At 40.7% G+C, this 22368-nt stretch carries 27 protein-coding genes; 21 read left to right on the top strand and 6 right to left on the bottom strand.

Annotated features, from left to right (window positions below; all coding sequences use genetic code 11):
* Window positions 1-7 precede the first annotated feature (7 nt).
* Genes G564_RS0108920 through mnhG form a run of 3 tightly spaced genes read left to right on the top strand, consistent with a single transcriptional unit; the run spans window position 8 to window position 1154 of the window.
* Window positions 8-484: a Na+/H+ antiporter subunit E gene (locus G564_RS0108920; protein ID WP_029037364.1), complete on the top strand. Its 477-nt coding sequence runs from the start codon at window positions 8-10 to the stop codon at window positions 482-484.
* Complete coding sequence (locus G564_RS0108915; RefSeq protein WP_029037363.1) at window positions 481-753, top strand: cation:proton antiporter; 273 nt, start codon at window positions 481-483, stop codon at window positions 751-753. The genes G564_RS0108920 and G564_RS0108915 overlap by 4 nt, the downstream gene beginning before the upstream one ends.
* Window positions 750-1154 (top strand): monovalent cation/H(+) antiporter subunit G, encoded by a 405-nt coding sequence (gene mnhG / locus G564_RS0108910; RefSeq protein ID WP_029037362.1) that lies wholly within the window; start codon window positions 750-752, stop codon window positions 1152-1154. Before G564_RS0108915 ends, mnhG begins: the two co-directional genes overlap by 4 nt.
* 8 nt (window positions 1155-1162) lie before the next feature.
* Here mnhG and G564_RS18935 read toward each other — a convergent pair whose 3' ends face one another.
* Window positions 1163-1612: an MgtC/SapB family protein gene (locus G564_RS18935; RefSeq protein WP_037373744.1), complete on the bottom strand. Its 450-nt coding sequence runs from the start codon at window positions 1610-1612 to the stop codon at window positions 1163-1165.
* A 22-nt stretch (window positions 1613-1634) separates the two neighbouring features.
* Here G564_RS18935 and G564_RS0108900 point away from each other — a divergent pair, with 22 nt between their 5' ends.
* The 8 genes from G564_RS0108900 (at window position 1635) to G564_RS0108865 (ending at window position 9132) form a co-directional block, all read left to right on the top strand.
* Window positions 1635-2774, top strand: coding sequence for an aminotransferase class I/II-fold pyridoxal phosphate-dependent enzyme (locus G564_RS0108900; protein WP_029037361.1), 1140 nt, complete (start codon window positions 1635-1637; stop codon window positions 2772-2774).
* Entirely contained in the window at window positions 2771-3184 is a 414-nt protein-coding gene (locus G564_RS0108895; RefSeq protein WP_029037360.1) for a putative signal transducing protein, read from the top strand. Before G564_RS0108900 ends, G564_RS0108895 begins: the two co-directional genes overlap by 4 nt.
* Entirely contained in the window at window positions 3181-3798 is a 618-nt protein-coding gene (gene bioD, locus G564_RS0108890) for a dethiobiotin synthase (RefSeq protein ID WP_029037359.1), read from the top strand. Before G564_RS0108895 ends, bioD begins: the two co-directional genes overlap by 4 nt.
* Complete coding sequence (gene bioA / locus G564_RS0108885) at window positions 3798-5078, top strand: adenosylmethionine--8-amino-7-oxononanoate transaminase (protein ID WP_029037358.1); 1281 nt, start codon at window positions 3798-3800, stop codon at window positions 5076-5078. Before bioD ends, bioA begins: the two co-directional genes overlap by 1 nt.
* Before the next feature lie 171 nt (window positions 5079-5249).
* A complete protein-coding gene (locus G564_RS0108880) occupies window positions 5250-5837 on the top strand; it encodes an SET domain-containing protein (RefSeq protein WP_029037357.1) in 588 nt (195 codons plus the stop codon).
* A 57-nt stretch (window positions 5838-5894) separates the two neighbouring features.
* On the top strand, window positions 5895-7052 hold the full coding sequence (locus tag G564_RS0108875; protein ID WP_029037356.1) for a beta-ketoacyl synthase N-terminal-like domain-containing protein: 1158 nt from the start codon (window positions 5895-5897) through the stop codon (window positions 7050-7052).
* 73 nt (window positions 7053-7125) lie between these two features.
* Window positions 7126-8220, top strand: a complete 1095-nt coding sequence (gene bioB / locus G564_RS0108870) for a biotin synthase BioB (protein WP_029037355.1) — start codon at window positions 7126-7128, stop codon at window positions 8218-8220.
* Between the two features lie 30 nt (window positions 8221-8250).
* Window positions 8251-9132, top strand: a complete 882-nt coding sequence (locus tag G564_RS0108865) for a cupin-like domain-containing protein (RefSeq protein ID WP_029037354.1) — start codon at window positions 8251-8253, stop codon at window positions 9130-9132.
* Window positions 9133-9168: 36 nt separating this feature from the next.
* Here the strand turns inward: G564_RS0108865 and G564_RS0108860 are convergent, their stop codons facing one another.
* The 3 genes from G564_RS0108860 to G564_RS0108850 form a co-directional block, all read right to left on the bottom strand.
* Entirely contained in the window at window positions 9169-9648 is a 480-nt protein-coding gene (locus G564_RS0108860) for a regulatory protein RecX (protein WP_029037353.1), read from the bottom strand.
* Window positions 9649-9811: 163 nt separating this feature from the next.
* On the bottom strand, window positions 9812-11353 hold the full coding sequence (locus G564_RS0108855; RefSeq protein WP_029037352.1) for an Rne/Rng family ribonuclease: 1542 nt from the start codon (window positions 11351-11353) through the stop codon (window positions 9812-9814).
* 302 nt (window positions 11354-11655) lie between these two features.
* Window positions 11656-11979 carry an HU family DNA-binding protein gene (locus G564_RS0108850; RefSeq protein WP_262504839.1) on the bottom strand — a complete coding sequence of 108 codons (324 nt, stop codon included), beginning with the start codon at window positions 11977-11979 and terminating at the stop codon, window positions 11656-11658.
* Window positions 11980-12082: 103 nt separating this feature from the next.
* On the opposite strand from G564_RS0108850, the gene mutY reads away from it, so the two are divergent.
* From mutY to G564_RS20300, 6 genes are all read left to right on the top strand, one after another.
* Window positions 12083-13120, top strand: coding sequence for an A/G-specific adenine glycosylase (gene mutY, locus G564_RS0108845; protein ID WP_029037351.1), 1038 nt, complete (start codon window positions 12083-12085; stop codon window positions 13118-13120).
* 91 nt (window positions 13121-13211) lie between these two features.
* Complete coding sequence (locus G564_RS0108840) at window positions 13212-13694, top strand: single-stranded DNA-binding protein (protein WP_029037350.1); 483 nt, start codon at window positions 13212-13214, stop codon at window positions 13692-13694.
* A gap of 21 nt (window positions 13695-13715) precedes the next feature.
* Entirely contained in the window at window positions 13716-15035 is a 1320-nt protein-coding gene (locus tag G564_RS0108835; RefSeq protein ID WP_029037349.1) for a gliding motility-associated protein GldE, read from the top strand.
* Entirely contained in the window at window positions 15032-15589 is a 558-nt protein-coding gene (gene gldD, locus G564_RS0108830) for a gliding motility lipoprotein GldD (protein ID WP_029037348.1), read from the top strand. Before G564_RS0108835 ends, gldD begins: the two co-directional genes overlap by 4 nt.
* Window positions 15590-15631: 42 nt before the next feature.
* Window positions 15632-16516, top strand: coding sequence for a DMT family transporter (locus G564_RS0108825; RefSeq protein ID WP_029037347.1), 885 nt, complete (start codon window positions 15632-15634; stop codon window positions 16514-16516).
* A gap of 69 nt (window positions 16517-16585) precedes the next feature.
* Entirely contained in the window at window positions 16586-16759 is a 174-nt protein-coding gene (locus tag G564_RS20300) for a hypothetical protein (RefSeq protein WP_156879208.1), read from the top strand.
* Between the two features lie 281 nt (window positions 16760-17040).
* On the opposite strand, the gene G564_RS0108815 is transcribed toward G564_RS20300, so the two are convergent.
* Entirely contained in the window at window positions 17041-19107 is a 2067-nt protein-coding gene (locus tag G564_RS0108815) for a M16 family metallopeptidase (protein ID WP_029037346.1), read from the bottom strand.
* Between the two features lie 15 nt (window positions 19108-19122).
* On the bottom strand, window positions 19123-20442 hold the full coding sequence (locus G564_RS0108810) for a M16 family metallopeptidase (protein WP_029037345.1): 1320 nt from the start codon (window positions 20440-20442) through the stop codon (window positions 19123-19125).
* Between the two features lie 171 nt (window positions 20443-20613).
* On the opposite strand from G564_RS0108810, the gene G564_RS0108805 reads away from it, so the two are divergent.
* The 4 genes from G564_RS0108805 (at window position 20614) to G564_RS0108790 (ending at window position 22359) form a co-directional block, all read left to right on the top strand.
* A complete protein-coding gene (locus tag G564_RS0108805; RefSeq protein ID WP_029037344.1) occupies window positions 20614-21078 on the top strand; it encodes a DUF4199 domain-containing protein in 465 nt (154 codons plus the stop codon).
* 93 nt (window positions 21079-21171) lie between these two features.
* A complete protein-coding gene (rplU, locus tag G564_RS0108800) occupies window positions 21172-21660 on the top strand; it encodes a 50S ribosomal protein L21 (protein WP_029037343.1) in 489 nt (162 codons plus the stop codon).
* A 26-nt stretch (window positions 21661-21686) separates the two neighbouring features.
* Complete coding sequence (rpmA, locus tag G564_RS0108795; RefSeq protein WP_029037342.1) at window positions 21687-21947, top strand: 50S ribosomal protein L27; 261 nt, start codon at window positions 21687-21689, stop codon at window positions 21945-21947.
* Between the two features lie 85 nt (window positions 21948-22032).
* Complete coding sequence (locus G564_RS0108790; RefSeq protein ID WP_029037341.1) at window positions 22033-22359, top strand: putative signal transducing protein; 327 nt, start codon at window positions 22033-22035, stop codon at window positions 22357-22359.
* Window positions 22360-22368: the final 9 nt, after the last annotated feature.

The following is a 22368-nucleotide window of genomic DNA, read 5'->3' as shown; positions in this document are numbered from 1 at the left end:
ACGGAAGATGAAAACCAGGTTTTTGGCAAATTTACTATTAACCATTTTATGGGTGGCCGTCACAGGAACCTTTGAACCGGCCAATGTGCTGTTTGGTTTTTTTCTGAGTTTCTTTTTACTGTGGATGGTAACCAGAGGAACCGGAAAGAAGAGCTATTTCAAACTGGTGCCAAGGGTGATCTCATTTTTCTTTTTCTTTCTTTATGAACTGGTAAAAGCAAATTTGGAGGTGGCTTACGAGGTAAGTACTCCGAAATTGAATATGAAACCTGGAATTGTAGCCTTACCGCTGGATGTGAAATCTGACTTTGGAATTACCCTTCTGGCAAATCTTATTACCCTTACTCCGGGTACACTCAGCCTTGATGTTTCTGAAGACAAAAAAATAATGTACGTTCATTCTATGTACATATATGACAAACAGGAATTCATAAAGGGAATTAAAAATGGTTTTGAAAAACGTATAATTGAAATTTCCTCATGACAGTAGAAGAGTTTTTATATTTTATCATACTTCCAATTTTGGCACTTTCCATCTTGCTGGTATTTTACCGGTTCTTGATTGGACCCACCATTTCTGACCGCATAGTGGCAGTAGACCTTGTAGTCACAATAGGAATTGGTGTCATTGCAGTATACAGCATTCAAACCAATCAGCCAACCTTTCTGGATATTGCCTTAATATTTGGTCTAATTGCTTTTCTTGGCACTGTGGCATATTCGACTTATCTTGAAAAAAGGAAAAAGAAATGATTGATGTTATTATAATGATACTAGCTTCTTTTGGAGCAATTTTCGTCCTGCTGGGAGCTGTGGGAATCTTACGAATGCCCGATACTTACCTTCGAATGGCAGTTACAACTAAGGCAGCAACTCTTGGAGTAGGATTGCTTTTAATAGCAGCAGCTCTTTACTTTAACGATACGTCAACTACAACAAGGGTGTTGGCGATCATAATTTTTATTCTGTTAACCGCCCCTGTGGGAGCGCATATAATGGGAAGGGCTTCTTATATTGCGGGTAATAAGCTTTGGGAAAAGTCTGTTTGTGATGATCTTGAAGGGAAGTACAAAGCCGAAAGGAATTTTTCTATTGCTCCCGAAGAACCCGGAGAAGGGGAAGATCTTATTCAGGAAAAAAAGGAGGAGAATTAAACCGCCCTTTACTCTTCCAATCTGTTCTCCTCATCATTGTCGAATTTTTTCCGAATGTATTTATCCACAGGACCAAAAAGAGTGTTTATCAGCACAATTAGAACTGTTAATACTGCCAACTCTTTATATTGACCTATAGCTGCCAGGCAACCCGCTCCCGCACTGCACCACACTGTTGCTGCCGTGGTAAGGCCTCTTACCACAGTTCCTTTATGTAGAATAACCCCGGCGCCAATAAAACCTATCCCGGTAACGACCTGCCCAATTACCCTTGTCATATCCACATATTCTTCTCCTTCAAAATGAAGAGAAGCTAGAACGAATACTGCTGCCCCAAGAGAGACGAGAGCGTTTGTCTTGAGACCTGCATTTTTATTCTGGATCTCACGCTCTATGCCTATTAAAAGTCCGGCGAGTAGGGCGGCGCCAATTTTTATTCCAAATTCTAATAGCTCCATTTTATATCTGTAATTTTGTTTTATGAGCAGCTTACCATTAAAAGTAATTAAAAGCCTTGAGAAGAGAAAAACCCTGGGCTCTTTGAGGCACTTAAAGTTTTCTAAAGATGCTGTAGATTTCTCTTCCAATGATTATCTCGGCTTCGCGGGAAATGAGCAAATTTTCCAACGTGCCGGCGAGATCCTTAAAGAAAATTTCCTTTTCAGGAATGGCTCGGGAGGCTCCCGTCTTCTAACCGGAAATCACCAGCTTTACCCGTTAGCCGAGAAATTTGTGGCGGCTTATCACAGTGCCGAAGCTGCTCTGATCTTCAATTCAGGATACGATGCCAATATTGGCTTTTTCTCCTCTGTGCCGCGTCGTGGAGATGTTATTTTTTATGACGAATTCATCCATGCCTCCATTCGTGATGGTATTGGGCTTAGTGCTGCCAAAGCTTTAAAATTTCGCCATAATGATCTCGAAGATCTAAAAGTTAAAGTAAACCGGCTTAAAAATGACATTTTTGGAGAGGTATATATTGTGACCGAAAGTATCTTTTCGATGGACGGTGATACACCCAATCTTGAAGCTTTCGCCGCTTTTGCTGAAGAACAAAAGTTGTTTCTTGTCGTGGATGAAGCTCATGCCGTTGGCGTAAAAGGGCCGGGATTAATAGCTGAAGCAGGCCTTCAGGATCTGGTCTTTGCCCGTATTGTTACCTTCGGAAAAGCTTTAGGAGCACATGGAGCAGCTATTCTGGGAAATGAACAGCTGAAAGATTTTCTCGTGAATTACGCCCGAAGCTTCGTTTATAGTACTGCTCTTCCGCCGCACTCGGTTGCAACAATTATTGCTGCATATGAATTCCTGGAGAAGGATGGAGCCTTTGAAGTGGCAAAACTACAGAAGAACTTAGACCGATTTAAAGATGAGGTGTCAAAAAGGGGATTTCAGGAGCATTTTCTGGAAAGTGAATCTGCAATTCAATGTTGTATCCTTCCCGGAAATGAACTGGTGAAGGAAGCTTCAGGGAAACTTTTAGAAGCAAACTTTGATGTGAGGCCAATCCTTTCCCCTACAGTACCCGAACACATGGAGCGGCTGCGGATCTGTCTTCACAGCTTTAATACAGAAGAGGAAATCCACGCTCTTTTTAATGCTTTAAGAGGAATAATATGAATGAAAATTTTTCAAGCGTAGCGGTATTCCAATATTCTGCGGAAGCACAGATCATCAAAGGACGCCTGGAAGCTGAAGGAATTACTGTTTTTATTGCAGATAACCATACTATAGATACAGATCCCCTGGTGAGTAATGCCATAGGAGGCGTTAAACTGAAGGTGCGAAAGGAGGATGAAGCGAAGGCTATGGAGGTTCTGGGTTCCATCAGTAAATATTCGGTTGATGATGATGGTGTTCAAATCAGGTGTCTGGAATGTAATAGTGAAAAAGTTGAATTATTGACCAATGTGAAAGGTCTTAAGTCTTTTTTCTTTTTTAGCCTTTCCTTTTTATTCACTGCGTTGCCAATCTATATCAAAAGGGAATATTATTGCAACGTCTGTAAAAACAAATTTAAACTACAATGAGTCAGAAATATTTTATAACCGGCATTGGGACTGAAGTTGGAAAAACTATTGCAGCAGCCATAGTGACCGAAGCCCTGGAAGCCGATTACTGGAAACCTATACAGGCAGGAGATCTGGAAAACTCAGACAGCCATAAAGTAAAAAGACTGATCTCTAATAAAAAAACTACTTTTCACAAAAACGCTTTTGCCTTAATGACCCCTATGAGTCCGCATGCGGCTGCACAAATCGATGGGGTGGAAGTTTCTGCCGCAAAGATAGAAGAGCCAATAACAGAGAATTCACTTGTCATCGAAGGCGCCGGCGGATTACTCGTTCCTATAAACGATAAAGAAACCATTGCCGATCTCATTAAGCCCGATTATAATGTTATTCTGGTGTCCCGGCATTACCTTGGGAGCATCAACCACACCTTGTTAACTGTTGAAGCTTTAAAAGCCAGGAACCTCAATTGTGCGGGGATCATCTTTAGCGGGGAAGAACATCCTTCTACGGAGGAGATTATCAGAAAAATGACAGGGCTTCCGGTGATTGGCAGGATCGAACAGGAGCCTTACTTTGACCAGAATGTGATCCTTGAATATGCCGTAATATTCAGAAATAATTTGATGTAATGAAAACAAAGTCCCTATCCATTTCACAACGTGATAAAAAGCACCTGTGGCATCCTTTAACGCAACATAAAACCTCCGGGGATATGTTGGCTATAGTAAAAGCAAAAGGCGCGCTGCTGTTCGATGAGGAAGGAAAGGAATATATTGATGGTATTTCCAGCTGGTACACGGCTATGTACGGTCACTGTAATGAAAACATCACGCAAAAAGTAGCTGCCCAAATGCAGCAGCTGGACCAGGTGGTGTTTAGCGGCTTTACCCATGAACCCGCGGTGAAACTTTCAGGAGCATTAATAGAGATCCTACCGGCAAACCAGGAGAAACTTTTCTTTAGCGATAATGGCTCTACAGCGACCGAGATAGGTATAAAAATGGCGCTGCAGTATCATCATAACCTCGGCAATGACCGCAAAGTGCTGCTGGCTTTTGAGGAAGGTTTCCACGGAGATACTTTTGGGGCCATGTCAGTTTCAGGATTATCTGTATATAACGGAGCTTTTGAGGAACATTTTCTGAAGGTTCTGCGTCTTCCCGTTCCTGTGGGAAAGAATAACGCTGAAGTCATTAAGCATCTTAAAAGGCTGATTTTTGAAGAAAATATTGCCGGTTTTATTTATGAGCCTCTTGTGCAGGGTGCCGCCGGAATGAAATTCATGGATCCTGATGGTCTGGATCAGATCCTGAAGATATGCAGGGAAAACCACATTCTATCTATTGCCGATGAGGTCATGACCGGATTTGGTAAAACCGGAAAGAATTTCGCGTCAGATCATCTCACAGCAAAACCTGATATCATCTGCATGTCCAAAGCATTAACTGCGGGATTATTGCCTATGGCCATTACTTCCTGCACTAAAGAAGTCTTTGACGCTTTTTATTCTGATGAGCTGTCCAAAGGACTTTTTCACGGACATACATATACGGCAAATCCCCTGGCCTGTACCGCGGCCCTGGCCGGAATTGAATTACTAATTTCTGCTGAAATGCAGGAAAATATAAAGCGGGTTGCCAAATCGCATGAAGATTTTGCTGAAAAACTAAAGGACAATCCTAAAGTCAGAAATTTACGGGTTTTGGGAGTGATCCTGGCTTTTGAATTAAATGTAGAAATGGAACGCTATGGGAATCTGCGTAATAAGTTGTACGCCCACTTCATGGAAGAAGGTATATTTCTTCGCCCCCTGGGGAATACGATCTATATTTTAGCACCATATATTACTTCGAATCAACAACTTGTGGAAATTTACACCAGTATTGAAAGAGCCCTGGATAAATTTTAAATTCTAAGAATACTTTAGGTTTTTTGGATTCCAATTTTCTATACTTTAGGATAAGAATATTATTGAACGGTTACATGAAAAAACCTTTTTAAACAGGTTGAAGTTCTGGCTGCTGCTTCTTGCAGCAGAGCGGTCTTATCTATTTTCCGGACGATATAGAAATTTGAACTTATGATGCATCCCGATACTGAGGTCAGGTTTATTAATGACCAGATAGGTTATGGTGTGGTAGCCAAAAAATTGATTCCCCGGGGTACAATCACCTGGGTGAAGGATGATCTTGACCGGGTGCTAAGCACTACAGAGGTTGAAAGAATGCATCCCGAAATGCAAAAACAGGTAGATAAATATTCTTTTAGGAATAATAAGGGTCAGCTGGTATTATGTTGGGATCAGGCCAAATATGTGAATCACAGTTTTCATGCGAACTGTCTCTCTTCAGCATACGATTTTGAAGTAGCTGTGCGGGATATTCAGCCGGGAGAGCAGTTAACAGATGATTACGGTTACCTCAATGTTTCGGAACCGTTTAAGGCTGTTGATGAGGGTGCAGGAAGAGATACCGTATATCCCGATGATCTGCTCAAGTACCATGAGAAGTGGGACCGGCAGTTGCATGAAGCTTTTCAGGATTTTGAAAAGGTGCAGCAACCATTAATGGATCTGGTGCCGGCTGCTGTTCTGGAAAAAGTTACCTTAAGTTTAAAAAACAACGAGCCTCTTGATTCAATCCTGAACCTTTACTATAACGAAAAATAATTCTCTTTTTCACCCGAAAAAGTGGTTTTCAACCTTATTTTTGCCCAAAAGTAAAATTTGAAAACTCCTATCTCCATTACCTCTGTGGCCTCTGTTTCAGCGATTGGATCAGGGCCGGGAGAGATCTGGAAAAACTATAAAAACAATAATCACTTTCTTCAAAAACATAATTTTGAAGGGAATGACTCTTTTGGTGCTTTTTTGCCGGAGGAATTAAAGGAAGATTTGCTCAACATCAGGGCTCAAAAATCAGATTTTAAACAGGTAGATGATTCGGTCATATTTGCTGTACATGCTTCCCGCAGGGCGGTTGAGTCAGCGGGTTGGAAGAAAGGCAGTGACATTGGGATCAACATTGGCAGTTCAAGGGGAGCAACTGCTCTTTTTGAAAAACACCATAAAATGTATGTGGAAACAGGAAGGGTAGAAACTCTTGCCTCTCCCAGTACTACCCTTGGTAATATTTCCTCCTGGGTGGCACAGGACCTGCATAGCACCGGCCCTGAGATCTCCCATTCGGTTACCTGTTCTACAGGACTGCATGCCGTTTTGAATGGAGTTGCCTGGTTAAACTCTGGAATGGCAGATAAATTTCTTGCCGGGGGAAGTGAAGCTGCTTTAACTCCTTTCACTATAGCTCAGGTACAGGCAATGAAGATCAACGCGCGAAAAGATGCAGAATATCCCTGTCGTGCTCTGGACCTTGAAAAAAGGCAAAATTCGATGGTATTAGGGGAAGGGGCTGCAGTAGTATGCATGGAAGCCGGATTAAAGGATAATGCAGTCGCTTTAATTTCAGGCGTGGGGTATGCCACCGAAGTCTTAGAGCATCCTGTGTCTATTTCAGCCAATGGATCTGCTTTTCAAAAATCCATGAAGATGGCCATGGGGAGTCTGTCTCCAAATGAGATTGATGCTGTAGTTTTACATGCGCCGGGAACAATAAAGGGCGATCTTTCTGAAGTCAAGGCTATAAAGGCTGTTTTTGGAGATCAGCTTCCGGCTCTCACTACAAATAAATGGAAGTTGGGGCACACCTTTGGAGCTTCGGGACTGTTAAGTCTGGAGTTGGCTATTTTAATGCTAGAACATCAGGAGTTTATAACCGTACCGTACATTTCAGGCATACGCAAACCTGAAAAACTGAGGAATATACTGATAAATGCTATAGGTTTTGGAGGTAATGCAGTTTCGGTACTGGTAAGCCTTCCGTAGCCGGAATAGAAAACTTTTGTATTTAGCCTTTTAAAAAAAGGCTTTTGACTATTTTTGATATAAATTAATTTTCATGACAACAACTAGACATAACTGGACTAAGGAAGAGATTCTTGAAATATATAACAAACCATTTATGGACCTGCTTTACGAAGCAGCTTCTGTACACCGTCAAAATCACGATCCTAATACAGTGCAGGTGTCGACTTTGCTGTCAATAAAAACAGGAGGTTGCTCCGAAGATTGTGGCTATTGTCCCCAGGCTGCCAGGTATCATACAGATATCGAAGGAAATGATCTAATGAGCGTGAGCCAGGTAAAGGCGCAGGCATTGAGAGCGAAAGAAGCGGGAAGTTCCAGAGTATGCATGGGCGCGGCATGGAGGAATGTCAAAGACGGACAGGAATTTGATGATGTGCTTGAAATGGTTAGAACAATAAACCGCCTGGGAATGGAGGTTTGCTGCACATTAGGGATGATCACCGAAAATCAGGCGAAAAGACTTGCTGAAGCAGGTCTCTATGCCTATAATCATAATTTAGATTCTTCAGAAGAATACTATAAAGAAGTTATTTCTACCCGTGGTTATCAGGACAGGCTGGATACTATAGAAAACGTGAGAAAAACTGCTGTAACTGTTTGCAGCGGCGGAATCATTGGAATGGGGGAAAGTGCAGCAGATCGTGCAGGAATGTTGGTCGCGCTTTCAACATTAAATCCGCAGCCGGAATCTGTTCCCATTAATGCGCTGGTGGCTGTGGAAGGAACTCCTATGGAGGAACAGGAACCGGTTTCTATTTGGGAAATGGTGCGCATGATCGCCACCACCAGGATTGTAATGCCCGAAACTCAGGTGCGACTTTCTGCCGGAAGAACTCAAATGAGCAGGGAAGGACAGGCAATGTGTTTCTTTGCCGGAGCCAATTCTATTTTTGCCGGAGACAAATTGCTCACGACTCCAAACCCCGATGTGAATGAGGATATGGAGATGTTTAAAACTCTTGGTCTAAATCCTCAAAAGCCTTTTGTGAAGAAAGAACAGCCGGTAAGTGTTAATGCTGAAGAATCGCAGTATATGGCCTTAGGGGAAAAACCGAGATGGACCAGGCCCGGACATACCATTGAAAGAAATATGGCGGCGCAGCAGAAAAAGGCGCCAGGGCTTTAAGCTGGTTCGATTAACTGCAAAAAGGGAAAAATGAAAGAGAGACTTGACTTAGCAGAAATCCCGAGAGAAAAAAATATCTCCAAAGATGCTTTTTTGGAGAAGTACGTTAAACCTCAGAAGCCGGTGGTGATCGAGCAGTTGATCAAAGATTGGCCGGCCTATGAAAAATGGGATCTCAACTATATAAGAGAGATGGCGGGAGAAAAAACCGTACCTCTGTTTGACAGTAGAGAAAAAATTTCTTCCAAATACAAGTTTAATGAGCCGCATCTTCACATGAAGATGTCAGACTATCTTGATCTACTGGAAGAAGGTCCTACCAGTTACCGTATTTTTCTATATCATTTGCTCAGGGAAGTGCCTTCTCTACAAAAAGATTTTGACTATCCTAAAATAGGACTGCGCATTTTAAAGCAGATCCCTATGCTCTTTTTTGGGGGAGAAAATTCTAAGGTCTTTATGCATTATGACATAGATCTCGCTAATATCCTGCATTTCCATTTTCATGGAAAGAAGCGTTGCATCCTATTCCCCCCTTCAGAAACAAAAAATCTTTATAAAGTACCTCATGCCCTCATCACAAGGGAAGATATAGATTTCATGGAACCCGATTTTGAGAAATTTCCGGCGCTTAAAAAAGCCAAAGGAATGGTGACAGAGTTGGGGCACGGGGAAACGTTGTATATGCCCGAAGGTTACTGGCATCAAATGACCTATCTCACACCGGGATTTTCAATGAGCTTAAGGGCTGCACCAAGACATTTGCCTAACCTAAGCAAAGCTTTATACAACCTGTTCTTTATGCGGCATTTTGATAATGCGATGAGAAAATGGAAAGGTCAGGAATGGATTGATTATAAGAATCAACAGGCAGTGAAGAGAACAAACAAGAAGAATAGAATTGATACCTAGTTAGTGATTAAGGCTAACGGCGAAATAAAAGAAATATCAGGCAATCAATTCTTCTGAAACTTCAAAAACCAAAGAGCCTTCATAGCCCTTTCTAAGCAGATGATCCACCAGCTTTTTTTTCAATTTGAACTTATCGGTTTCAGAAAGCAGCGCCAGTTTTTTTTCGGCGAGGGAATATAAGGTGCTTCTGTAGTCATTTTCGTTTATCTCGGTCATTGCGAGTTTGATGAGTGGGGAGGAGATCTCACGAAGTTTAAGCTCCTGTTTGATCTTATGTCGGCCCCATTTTTTAATCCGGAATTTCCCCCTCACAAAACTCCGGGCAAAACGTTCCTCATTCAGAAAGTTCTCCTGCATAAGTTTAATGATGATCTCTTCCCTGGCAGCCGGGATCATACGCATTTCCACAAGCTTCTCTTCCACCTCCTTTTGAGAGCGATCTCTGTAGGCGCAATACTGCATGAGCTTTAAGGTAGCTTCCTTGACTGTATAAGATTTTCCCGATTCTTTATTCAAAGTTCAAGATTCAAAATTCAAAATTAAGCTTTTTTAAGAAGAGCCAGTTTTGGTCCTGGTTTCTAGAAGCGCAGCGATCTAAGATCTCAATACTCATATCTCACATCTCGATACTCACCAATAAAAAAACGCCTCCCAAATTAATGAAAGGCGTCTCTTAATGTTATTGAATCACTTCCCCGTCATTGTCGTGAAAGTGGTATTCAAGATACGTGTAAGCATCTCTTGGCACTATTTTAACCCACTTTTTATGGTCGAAGAACCACTTGGAGCGGGGTGATGGAAAACCTTTTGTTAAAAAGGCTGCTATAAAAGGATGCGCACTAAGGGTTATCTTTTTATAGTCTTTTTTAAGAAGCTTTTGCAGATCCTGTTGGATCCTGTTAACCAAAACAATAGGAGCTTCAATTTCTTCCCCATTTTTGTTGGGATTTTCCTCCCTTGTCTTGATATTCATTTCGGGTCGAACCCTTTGTCTGGTAATTTGTACCAGACCAAATTTACTTGGTGGCAAAATCTTGTGTTTTGCGCGGTCGTCACTCATCTCTTCTTTGAGATGGTCGTACAAAGCCTTTCTGTTTTCAGCTTTGTTCATATCTATGAAATCTACAACAATAATCCCTCCCATGTCGCGGAGGCGCAGCTGGCGGGCAATTTCGGTAGCACTAATGAGATTCACCTCAAGTGCTGTATCTTCCTGGTTCTTGGATTTGTTTGAGCGGTTTCCGCTATTCACGTCAATGACGTGCATAGCTTCTGTATGCTCAATGACCAGGTATGCCCCTTTGTTCATAGATACTGTGCGGCCAAAAGTAGTTTTGATCTGTCGTTCGATTCCAAATTTTTCGAAAATCGGAATATTTGAGTCGTACAATTTTACAATGGATTCTTTTTTTGGAGCGATCTCGCTCACATAATCTTTAATTTGTGTGTATAAAGCTTCATCGTCTACGCATATTGAGGTAAAAGAATCATTGAATACATCTCTTAAAATAGAAGATGCACGGTTTAATTCTCCCAACACTTTTGAGGGATGAGGTGCTTTGTACAGTTTTTTACACATTCCTGTCCAACGGCTCATTAAATTCTGAAGGTCGTTGTCGAGTTCTGCTACTTTTCTGCCTTCTGCTACGGTACGTACGATAATTCCAAAGCCTTTTGGTTTAATGCTTTTTACAAGTCGTTTAAGGCGGTCTTTTTCTTCTTTACTTTCTATCTTTTGAGAGACAGAAACACGGTTGGAAAAAGGCACCAGTACGATGTAACGGCCCGGGAGAGAAAGTTCTGAACTTATTCGGGGGCCTTTTGTGGAAATTGGCTCTTTTACTACCTGTACCAGTAGTGATTGATTTGATTTTAAGACATCGGCAATGCTTCCGTCTTTATCAATATCTTTTTCTAAAGGAAAATCCTTGAGGGTATAATCCTTTAATTTACCTGTGCTTACACGTTTTATGAACTTCAGCAAGGAAAGTATTTGCGGACCAAGGTCGTGATAATGCAAAAAAGCATCTTTCGTATAGCCTACATTTACAAAGCCGGCATTTAAACCGGGAACAGATTTTCTTACCTTGGCGATAAAAATATCACCTACGGCAAAATTACTGTCGTCTTCTTCCTTGTTCAGTTCTATTAGTTTTCCATCTTTTAATAAGGCAAAATCTACAGCAGAGGAACCGGTTCTAATAATTAACTCTTTGTTCACTCTAAATTGATTTTAATCCCAATGTAACACTGGGGTGGATTAAACAATAAAATTCACAGGGTTTTAAAATCCTGAAGAAATTTAAGTCCAGAACATTTCTGAATATAAATCTCGATTTCAAAGAACGTTTTAAATAAAAAAAGTAGTGTGAAAACTACTTCTTTTTCTTGTGACGGTTAGCTCTTGCTCTTTTTTTACGCTTGTGCGTCGCTACCTTATGTCTTTTTCTCTTTTTACCACTTGGCATAGTGTGAGTTTTTAATTAATAATTTATTTGGTACTGCCCCTAAGGGCAGTATGTTCTATTTTACTTCCACATTACTCTTAACGCCTTCAACAAATACTTTGGCCGGTTTAAAAGCGGGTATGTTATGTGCGGGGATCTTAATTGTAGTGTTTTTGGAAATATTTCTTCCTGTTTTTTCTGCTCTGGTTTTGATAATAAAGCTTCCAAATCCTCTAAGGTAAACATTATCACCAGCCTCTAATGAAGTTTTTACTTCTTCCATAAAGGTTTCCACAGTAGCCTGAACATCTCCTTTTTCCATTCCTAATTTTTCGGAGATTTTTGCCACGATATCTGCTTTCGTCATTTTCGTATGATTTATTAAATGGGGTTTGTAAATTTTCGAGGGGCAAATATATGAATTAAATTGGCAACTTTTCAATCCTAACCCATTAAATAGTAAGAGAATAAAGAATTATCATTGCATTAAAGATTTTGCCCGAATGAATTTCGCCAAAGAATTGATATGTTGGTATTTAGAGAACAAAAGAGATCTGCCCTGGAGAGCGACAAAAGACCCTTACGCCATATGGCTCAGTGAAATAATTCTTCAGCAAACCCGGGTTGAGCAGGGAAAACCATATTATTTTAAGTTTCTGGAAACCTATCCCGATGTTGTTAGTCTTGCAAATGCTTCCGAAGAAGAGGTGCTAAAACTATGGCAGGGTCTTGGCTATTATTCCCGGGCGAGGAATCTGCTTTTCACAGCGAGACATATAGCTTTTGACCTTGGTGGAAAATTTCCCGCTACCCATAAAGAACTTCTGAAATTAAAAGGAGTTGGAGATTATACAGCAAGCGCTATTGCATCTGTGTGCTTTAATGAAGCTGAAGCTGCGGTAGATGGAAACGTATTTCGCGTACTCTCCCGTATCTTTGGAATTGAAACTCCCACGAATTCCACAACCGGAATAAAACAATTCCGGCAACTGGCCCAGGAGCTGATCGACAAAAAAGATCCGGCTAATTTTAATCAGGCGCTTATCGAATTCGGATCTGAGTTATGCAAACCGCGGAATCCTCTTTGTAATAGCTGTCCGTTTGCTTCAGAATGTATCGCATTTAACCAGAACCGGATCAATGAACTTCCCGTAAAGCTAAAGAAGCTAAAGGTTCGAAAAAGACATTTCAATTACCTTGTTTTAATTTCCGAAGAAGGAGAAACAATCCTTAATCAAAGAAAAGGCAAAGGCATCTGGCAGGGATTGTATGAATTTCCTTTAGTAGAAACCCTTTCTGAAGCCGATGCAGAAAATCTTGTGCAGGAGGAGAATGTGCCGGAATACCTGAGCGCACCGCAAAAACTGGCTCTGTACAATGAAAAACCTATTGTACATAAACTTACGCATCAACATATCTACACCAAATTCTGGATCTGCAAAGTTGAAAGTCTGCCGGGGCAGGGGGTGAGCTTTGAAGAAGCAAATAAATTTCCGGTGCCGGTTTTAATCGGAAATTTTATTGATACCTTTGATCTTTAGCTCCTAAGAAATTCCCTGGTATTTTAACCTTTTTGGGAGGAGTAATTATTTACAATTTTTCCTATTTTTAAATTTATTAAAACTACAAGACATGACCGGAACCTTAAATAAAGTAATGCTGATTGGCCACACCGGAGATGATGTGAAAATGCACTATTTTGAAGGAGGAGGCTCTATTGGTCGTTTTCCCCTTGCTACGAATGAAGTGTATACCAATAAAACCAGTGGAGAACGGGTGACCAATACGGAGTGGCATAATATTGTAGTGCGAAATAAAGCCGCCGAAATCTGTGAAAAATACCTGAAAAAAGGTGATAAAGTTTATGTGGAAGGTCGCATAAAAACCAGGAAGTGGCAGGATGACAAAGGAAATGAAAGATATTCTACTGAAATATACTGTACAGATTTTACATTTTTGACACCAAAAGATTCAGGGAGTTCTGGAGAACAATCGGGATCTTCATACGGGCAGCAACAATCTCAGAATCAAAACCAGAATCAGCCCCGTCAGAATACGGCATCAAATCAATCTCCGGGTATTTCGCAGGAGGATGACGACGACCTGCCGTTCTAAGTTTAATTAAAAGCTAAACATTTGGATCCTGATCCTGCCAGTTTAATTCCTCTTTTTGTAGATAATTTTTCGCAGCTTTTTGGTGTAGTACTCACACTGCTCCTGCTTATTTCTTCTGCGCTCATTTCTGGTGCAGAGGTGGCATTCTTTTCTCTTACGCCTGCCGACTTTGAGGCCGAAGAGACCAAAAGGAGCGTAAAGGAACAGATCGTTATCGATCTTCTGGACAAGCCTAAGAAATTGTTGGCCACAATATTAGTAGCCAATAATATGATCAATATAGCCATAATCCTTCTGTTTGATAATCTCACAGACGCGGCATTTGAAAATATAGACACAGTGGTCATGGGAGTTGATCTTCAGTTTCTACTGGAGGTGGTTGTAGTCACTTTTCTGATTCTTCTTTTTGGAGAGATCCTCCCCAAAGTATACGCCAGCAGGAACAGGGTAGTATTTTCCCATTTTATGGCTTATCCTCTCAATTTCCTTGATAAGATTTTCTCCCCCCTAAGTATTCCAATGAGAGCCGTGACCCTAAGTATCCATGAGAGACTGGGTAATAAAAGCCTGGGGCTGAGTGTAGATCAATTATCACAGGCGCTTGAGTTGACGAGTCAGCATGATACTACCAAAGAGGAGCAAAAGATACTAAGAGGGATTGTCTCTTTTGGGAATACTGATACAAAGCAGGTAATGCGGCCGCGAATGGATATTTTCGCCCTTAACGAGAACCAGCCATATTCCGAAATTATTCCGGAGGTCATAGAAAACGGCTATTCCCGGATTCCTGTTTATAAGGATAATATTGACAATGTCACGGGTATTCTTTATGTAAAGGACCTTTTGCCATTCCTGGAGGAGGAAAATTATGAATGGACTTCTCTGCTCAGAGAGCCCTATTTCGTTCCTGAAAATAAAAAACTCGATGATCTGCTCAATGATTTCAAGAACAAGAAAAATCATCTGGCGATCGTTGTAGACGAATATGGTGGAACCAGCGGACTCATTTCTCTGGAAGATATCATAGAAGAAATTGTAGGAGATATAAGTGATGAATTCGATGACGAAGATCTCATATTTTCCAAGCTTGATGAAAACAACTACGTTTTTGAAGGGAAAACACCCTTAAAGGATTTTTACCGGGTGATAAAACTTGAAAATCCGGAATTGTTTGAAGAGAATAAGGGGGAAGCGGAAACTCTTGCAGGATTCCTTCTCGAGATCTCAGGGAATTTCCCGAAAAAGAATGATGTCATACTCTTTGACGCTTTTAGTTTTACCGTCGAAGCTGTGGATAAGAAAAGAATAAAACAAATAAAAGTGAATATTAAGGGGGTATGAAAAAGCTGATCTTTTTGCTTCTTTTAGGGGGATTATATTCCTGTGGAGATGAGGTACAGCCTAAACCAGGAGCTTATCTTGCTCTTGAATATCCTCTTCCGGTTTATGAATCCTATGACCCGGACTGTCCCTACAGTTTTGAAAAAAATATAATTGCCCGGGTAAAACCGGCTCGGGCAAGTCGGGATTGCTGGATAAATCTGGAATACGAAAGGCTTCGTGGAACTATCTTCATTACCTATCAGCCGGTGAGGAACAATCTGGATTCTTTACTTAGGGATGCCCAAAAATTACCTTTACAGCATACTATTAAAGCCGATGCCATAGAAGGTTCTTTATATAAAAATGACCTGCATCGTACTTATGGAATGTTTTATCAGGTTTCAGGTAATGCTGCTTCCCAGGCTCAGTTTTATCTCACAGACAGTGTGAAACACTTTTTAACGGGTTCTGTTTACTTTGAAGCTCAACCTAATTTTGATTCTATTCTTCCTGCTGCCGCCTACCTCAAAAGGGATATTCGCCATTTAATGGAGACTGTAGAGTGGGAATAAAATCTCTTTGTTTCCCTATTTTTGCGGCCTTAAAATCTCCACATGAGCAATGATAAACTTAAATGGATCTACCTCTGCCTGCTCGCTCTGGTTTGGGGAAGTTCCTTTATTTTGATTAAAAAAGGTTTGGTGGGGCTTACGCCGCTGCAGGTAGGATCACTTCGGAGCGTCTTCGCTGCTGTTTTTTTATTACTCATAGGTTTTAAAAGTTTAAGAAAGATAAAAGGTAAACAATGGATATGGATTACCTTTTCAGGCTTCTTTGGAACTTTCTTTCCTGCTTATTTATTTTCCTTTGCCGAGACAGAGATCGATAGTGCCATAGTATCTATCCTCAACTCCACAACTCCGTTACTCTCTATGATTGTAGGCATCCTGCTTTTTGAGGCCGCTTTTATAAAAAAGAAATTTATTGGTGTAATGATAGGTCTTGCCGGGACTACGGCTTTAATATGGAGTGGAGCACAGGTGAATCCAGATCAGAATTACTGGTATTCCCTGTTGGTGATACTGGCGTCCCTGTTTTATGGTTTCAACGCAAATGTGATCAAAAAACATCTTCAAACGCTTCCGGCGCTCTCCATTACCACGGGCAATTTTATTGTGATCCTAATCCCTGCGCTTGCTGTGCTGGCTTCGACAGGATTCTTTTCCGCAGAAGCCCTTACTGCTCCCCAGGTACCTTTAAGTTTACTTTATATCGGCCTTTTAGGTGTGGTGGGTACAGGTGCCGCCTTAATAGTTTTCAACAAATTAATACAAATCTCAGATCCTGTATTCTCTACTTCAGTAACTTATCTCGTGCCAATTGTAGCGCTGGGTTGGGGATTTTTGGACGGTGAAAAGTTTACTTTTTTTCAGATAATTTCAGGAGTTATTATCATCCTGGGAGTGTTAATTGTGAATAGCCGCCGAAGAAAATTGTAGATTCCATTTGGAATCCTTTTAACTTTAAATTAACTTTACTTTAAGTTAAACATCGGAAACCCTACTCCTATGAAAAAACGTTTATTTTTTGGTTTCGCCTTTTTTATAGGCTTTTTCCTTCTGGTCGCATGGCAATTCGCAGCGGCTGAACTTGCTGATCTTCAGAAAGAAGAACAGAATTCTGTAAAGGTGCAGGCAACTGAGTTAGCTTCGTCTGCTACAGATGACTCTCTATTTGTATAGTAAGATAACTCTTAGGGACAAAAGAAATTGTTAAGATATTTGCCATTTTTGAGTGGCAACTTTTGTTATTATATCATTAGTTCTGATTAAATCCAGAAGCCCTCATTAATTCCTGGGATTATTCATCGCGAAATACAATTAAGTTTTTTTTTAAACCGATATCCTCCAAAAGGCCTTTTCAACCTTGAACAATAAGGCTCAGTTTTTGGATTCTTTTCCCGCATCTATATCCATAAAAAAAACCGGCCTTTAAGCCGGTTCTTTTCTAAAGGCTATTCCAGTTATTCAAAATCGGCATCAGTTACTCCTTCATTTATTTTCACCTCCGATACTTCAAAGTTTAATGTCATTGGGCCCATTGTCTGGCTTAAGCTAAAGGGGAATTTCACTCCGTTAACTTCACGATAATCACTGTAAACAATAGGAATGGTCATCGTTTGTGGTCCTTGTTGCATAGTTTTTACCTGCTTGATCTTTAGACCGCTGTTCTTGCTGTAATAGTTGATGGTGTTCTCATCCATTTTTACGGCATAAGCTTCCTCACCATCAACGTCTTCCAATCCCTGCAGGCTTGCATTATCTGCAATTAGCTCGGGAAATGGATGAGCTTCGGCTTTGGCAGCAATAACCTGGTCTTCAGTGAAAGGAATTTTCTGTCCCTGTGCAGCAACGAAACCTGTAGCTCCATTGAAGATCTGTCTCTGGATAACATTACCTCCCATTCCAACTTCCTGGGAAGATTTTCCCGAAGCTGTCACTTTTGATTCAAGATCCATTTTTTGCCCCTGGATTTCAGCCTGAGCCATAATGTAAACCGATTCCACGTCTTCAACAGCCTCTTTGCCACCAATGGCTTTGATGTAGTCATTAAAGATCTTAGAAACAGTCACCGATGGATCCACACTCTTGTTGTAATCCGGTTTTTCGATTGCATTTGCGTATTTGTCAAAATACTTCACCGGAATATCTTTTCCATTGTAGGTAAGATTCTCTAAAGATTCGGCTACTTCACTTCCTTTGCCTACTACTACGATCCTCGCATTATCTGCCAGGTAGTATTTCTTTGCTACTCTTTGAATGTCATCTATAGTTACTGCATTGATCTTTTGCAGGTAAGTCTGATAAAAATTAGCGGGTAACTGATTGGTTTCAATGTTCAGAGCATACTGTGCTATTGTGGAAGGACGTTCTAAAGCCATTACGAAATCTCCCGTATACTTGGCCTTTGCGTTAGCCAACTCTTCTTGAGATACCTTTTCATTTCTAATTCTGTGTAACTCGTCAAGGAAGGCTACAACAGCCGAATCTGTTACTGCGTTACGAACGCTGGCACTAGCGACAAAACGGGCTACATATTTATCGTCTCCTGTGCTTGAATAGGCACCATAAGTATATCCCTTGTCTTCACGTAGATTAAGGAACAATCTTGCCTCTCCACCGCCACCAAGGATCTTGTTTGCGATTAGCACAGGGAAATAATCCGGATCTCCTTTTTTTAGCTGAATAGTGTTGGTTACCTGTACCTCACTCTGAACTGCGTTTGGAAAATCTACAAAGTTCACTTCTGTTTGAGGAACGTTTTTAGTTTCAGGAAGGTTGGTCTTTGGAAGCTCCTTTTTCTTCCAGGAACTAAAATTCTTCTCAACAAGTTTTTTGACTTCGGGAGTTTTTACGTCTCCAATCACAACCAGATATGCATTTTGAGGCACATAAAAGTTTTGATAGTACTGCTGAACATCGGCAAGAGTAAGATTTTCTACACTTTCTTTAGTTGTGAATTCTCCGTAAGGGTGGTTCTTCCCATAGCTAAGGGCGCTGCTTATTCTTCTTGCATTTGAAGCCACATCTTTCTCACTGCTCTTAAGATTTTCCAGACTGCGCTCCTTTTCAGTCTCAAACTGCTCCTGGTTAAGATCAGGGTTAAGAGCGCCCTGGGCCATTAATTCCAGTACCCGGGGAAAATATTTTGATAGAGTATTTGCTGAAGCTCCCCGTGAAAAGAAATTCAGGTTAGCTCCAAGGTAATCTACCTCTTCATTAAATTTCTCCTTGGGAATGCTCTTTGTGCCTTCGCCCAACATTGCTCCCATAAGAGAAGCTACGCCAGCTTTTTCACCTTCGGCATGAGGAGGATTATCCATAGTAAGAGTCATGGAAACCCTGGGTAATTTGTGGTTTTCAACTACCAGAACTTTCAGTCCGTTTTTAAGAGTAAAGGTTTCAGGTTTTCCCAGGTTGATCTCGGGGGCAGGACCTGCTTTCGGCTGTGTGCTGCGGTCAATTTGTTGAGCCTGTATTGCTGTAGTCGCAAGGAACAGTACTGCTAATGCTAATATTTTGTTCTTCATCTTGATCTTAAATTTTTATTGTTCAGAAGCCTCCGGAAGGTATTCCAGTTTTAAGCGCTGATTTGGATTTAGATATTTGTTGGCAACATCTCTTATCTCCTCCCGGGTAATGGATCTGTAAATGTCGATCTCTTCATTGATAAGATCAATATTGCCGTAAAGCTGGTGGTAAGTAGCAAGGGAACTTGCTATACCCGCAACACTGCTATTGGAGTTTACGTACCTGTTCTCGAATTTATTCTGTAGTTTTTCGTACTCTCTCTGGCTAATTAGCTCTGTCTGCAGTTTTTTGATTTCTTCATCTACTTCAGAAACAAGCGTGTCCAGCGAAGTTTCGCCCAATGGCAAACCGAATACAACATACTGACCATAATCTTCCTGGGCTATGTTGAAAGCGCCGATTTGAAGCGCCTGCTTCTGGTCGTCTACAAGTTTTTTGTAAAGTCGGGAAGATTTTCCATCAGAAAGTACAGATGAGATCATATCCAGTACATAAGCATCACGCTCCTTCATTGAAGGTGTTCTCCAGGCAAGGGCAATAGCGGGGATCTGAATATTTGGATCGTGATAAGTAGCCTCCATTTGCTGAGTAATTGGCTCCTCAACGAACTCTTCTTTTACAACAGGTTCGCCTCTAGGGATTTCACTAAAGTAGGCTTCTACCAGTTTTTTTGTTTTTTCAATATCAATATCCCCGGCTACAACAAGAGTAGCGTTGTTGGGTACATAGAATTTGTCGTTAAAAGCACGAAACTCTTCTAAAGTAGCTGCGTCAAGATGCTCCATTGAACCAATAGGAGACCATCTGTAAGGATGGTTCTTAAAAAGATTTTGCTTCACTGCAGTAAGGATATTTCCATAGGGAGCATTATCTATACGCAGTCTTTTTTCTTCTTTTACAACTTCGTTCTGGGTGTCGACTCCCTGCTGGTCGATTACCGGATGTAACATTCTTTCCGATTCCATCCATAATCCAAGTTCAAGCTGATTGGAAGGAAAATTTTCATAATAATAAGTCCGGTCATCAGATGTGGTAGCATTATTACTTCCACCATTAGAAGAAACGATTTTGAACCATTCTCCTTTTCCAATGTTTTCGGTTCCTTCAAAGAGCAAGTGTTCGAAGAAGTGGGCAAATCCGGTTCTTTCAGGATTCTCATCCTTTGAACCTACGTGATACATTACTGAAGTAGTTACTACCGGCGCCGTGTTATCCTGGTGCAGGATGACATCCAGACCGTTATCCAGGGAGTACTGAACAAATTCAACTTCCTGTGCGGTGGTGGTTACTCCCACAAACAAAGCAAAGGCAGCTAATTTAAGTTTGTTGATCATTATATAAAGGTTTAATATTAAATACGGTTATAGGTCTTTCGAAAATGAAATTTGTTACAGAATTTTTTTAAAAGGAGATGGTAGAGCTCGTCTGCTTCTAAATTAACAAGCTATTAAGGGATATTTCTTCATATTTTTTGGAAATTTATCAAAATCACTAAAACCAACTCCATGAAACGATCATCCGTTCCATTAATGTATGGAATATATATTGCCATTGCGTTGATTGCATATTTTTTACTGTTGTCCCTGTTTGGACTGCATACCAATCCCGCTTACAGTATATTTAATCTGGTAATAACAGGGGTGGGGATTTTTCTTGCCATTAAACATTACAAAGAAAAGAAAGGCGGAAAATTTAAATATCAAAAAGGATTTGTTGCCGGACTTATGGCAGGATTTATTGCGACTTTCTTGTTCACCGGATTCTTTGCTCTCTATACCAGCGAATTAAATCCGAATTTTCAGGATCAATTGATCACCATGTGGGAAACCGACTGGTTTGTGCCTATTGGAATGTTAATATTTTCGGTGGCCCTAATGGGTTTCGCTACCTCTCTTGTAGTTACTCTTGCCATAATGCAACTCTACAAACCTACCTGGAATACCTCTGAGGGAAAGAAACATACATATTAAATAAAGCCTTTGCAAATTAATTAATTAGGAGTATATTTGCACCCGCCTTGAAAAAAATCGGGGCGAGAAAGTAAACCCTTAATTAAATACGCTATGTACGCAATTGTAGAGATAGCAGGGCAGCAATTTAAAGTTGCAAAAGACCAGAAGGTATTTGTTCACAGGCTTGCAGGAGAAGAAGGAGACAGTGTTTCTTTCGATAAAGTTCTTCTTACAGGTGACGGTGATAACATTACCCTTGGCGCCCCAGCTATAGAAGGAGCTTTGGTTGATGCTAAGATCACCAGGCACTTAAAAGGAGACAAGGTAATTGTTTTCAAAAAGAAGAGAAGAAAAGGTTACCGTGTAAAGAATGGTCATCGCCAGTCTTTAACCGAAATTTCCATTGAAGGAATTTCTGTGAATGGTAAAAAAGCATCTTCAGCTAAAAAAGAGGAGCCAAAATCTGACAAAAAAGAGGAAGCTTCTAACAACGACCTTAATAACAACACGGTTGTTGAATTAAGAGAAATGGCTAAAGAAAAAGGGATTGAGGGTTACTCTTCAATGAAAAAAGCCGAATTAATAGCTGCTTTAAGCTAAAAGTTTAACAGTAAAAACGAAATAAAATGGCTCACAAAAAAGGAGTTGGTAGTTCCAAGAACGGTAGAGAATCTGAATCGAAACGCTTAGGTGTGAAGATCTTTGGAGGACAAGCTGCCGTAGCCGGAAACATCATCGTTAGACAAAGAGGTACTGCACACAATCCAGGTGAGAATGTGTATGCAGGAAAGGATCATACTTTACATGCCAGAGTAGATGGTATTGTAAAATTTACTAAAAAGAAAGACAATAAATCTTACGTTTCAATCGAACCGTTCCAGGCATAAGAGATTTCTTTTAGAGATATTAAAACCCTTCTGATTTTTCAGAAGGGTTTTTTTTATCTTTATAAGGAACCAACACGCTGAGGATATGGAATTTTTCACTATCTATTCTACAAGAGATGAACAGGAAGTATCCATCCTGAAAAATGTCTATGAGGAAGAAAAAATAGGTTACAGGATACTTGAGCCCGAAACTTCCGGAACTCATGAAGGACAGAAAAGAATTCAGGTGGCCGAAAAGGACCGGGAGAAGGCCCGGGAGCTCCTGGATCAAACAGGATTTCTGAGAGTAGATTCCCTTCACTCTCACAAACCGAGGAGAATGCCCGGAAAGAAATGGATCCTCATCTTTCTGGCGGCTTTGATCCTTGTGCTGGTGGCAATTCTCATAACCTGGTTCATGAATGTGGAATAGATAAATACT

Origin of the sequence: Salinimicrobium xinjiangense DSM 19287 (assembly GCF_000423585.1) — a bacterium.
GTDB classification, from domain to species: domain Bacteria; phylum Bacteroidota; class Bacteroidia; order Flavobacteriales; family Flavobacteriaceae; genus Salinimicrobium; species Salinimicrobium xinjiangense.
This window is presented reverse-complemented; position numbering and strand designations above follow the sequence as displayed.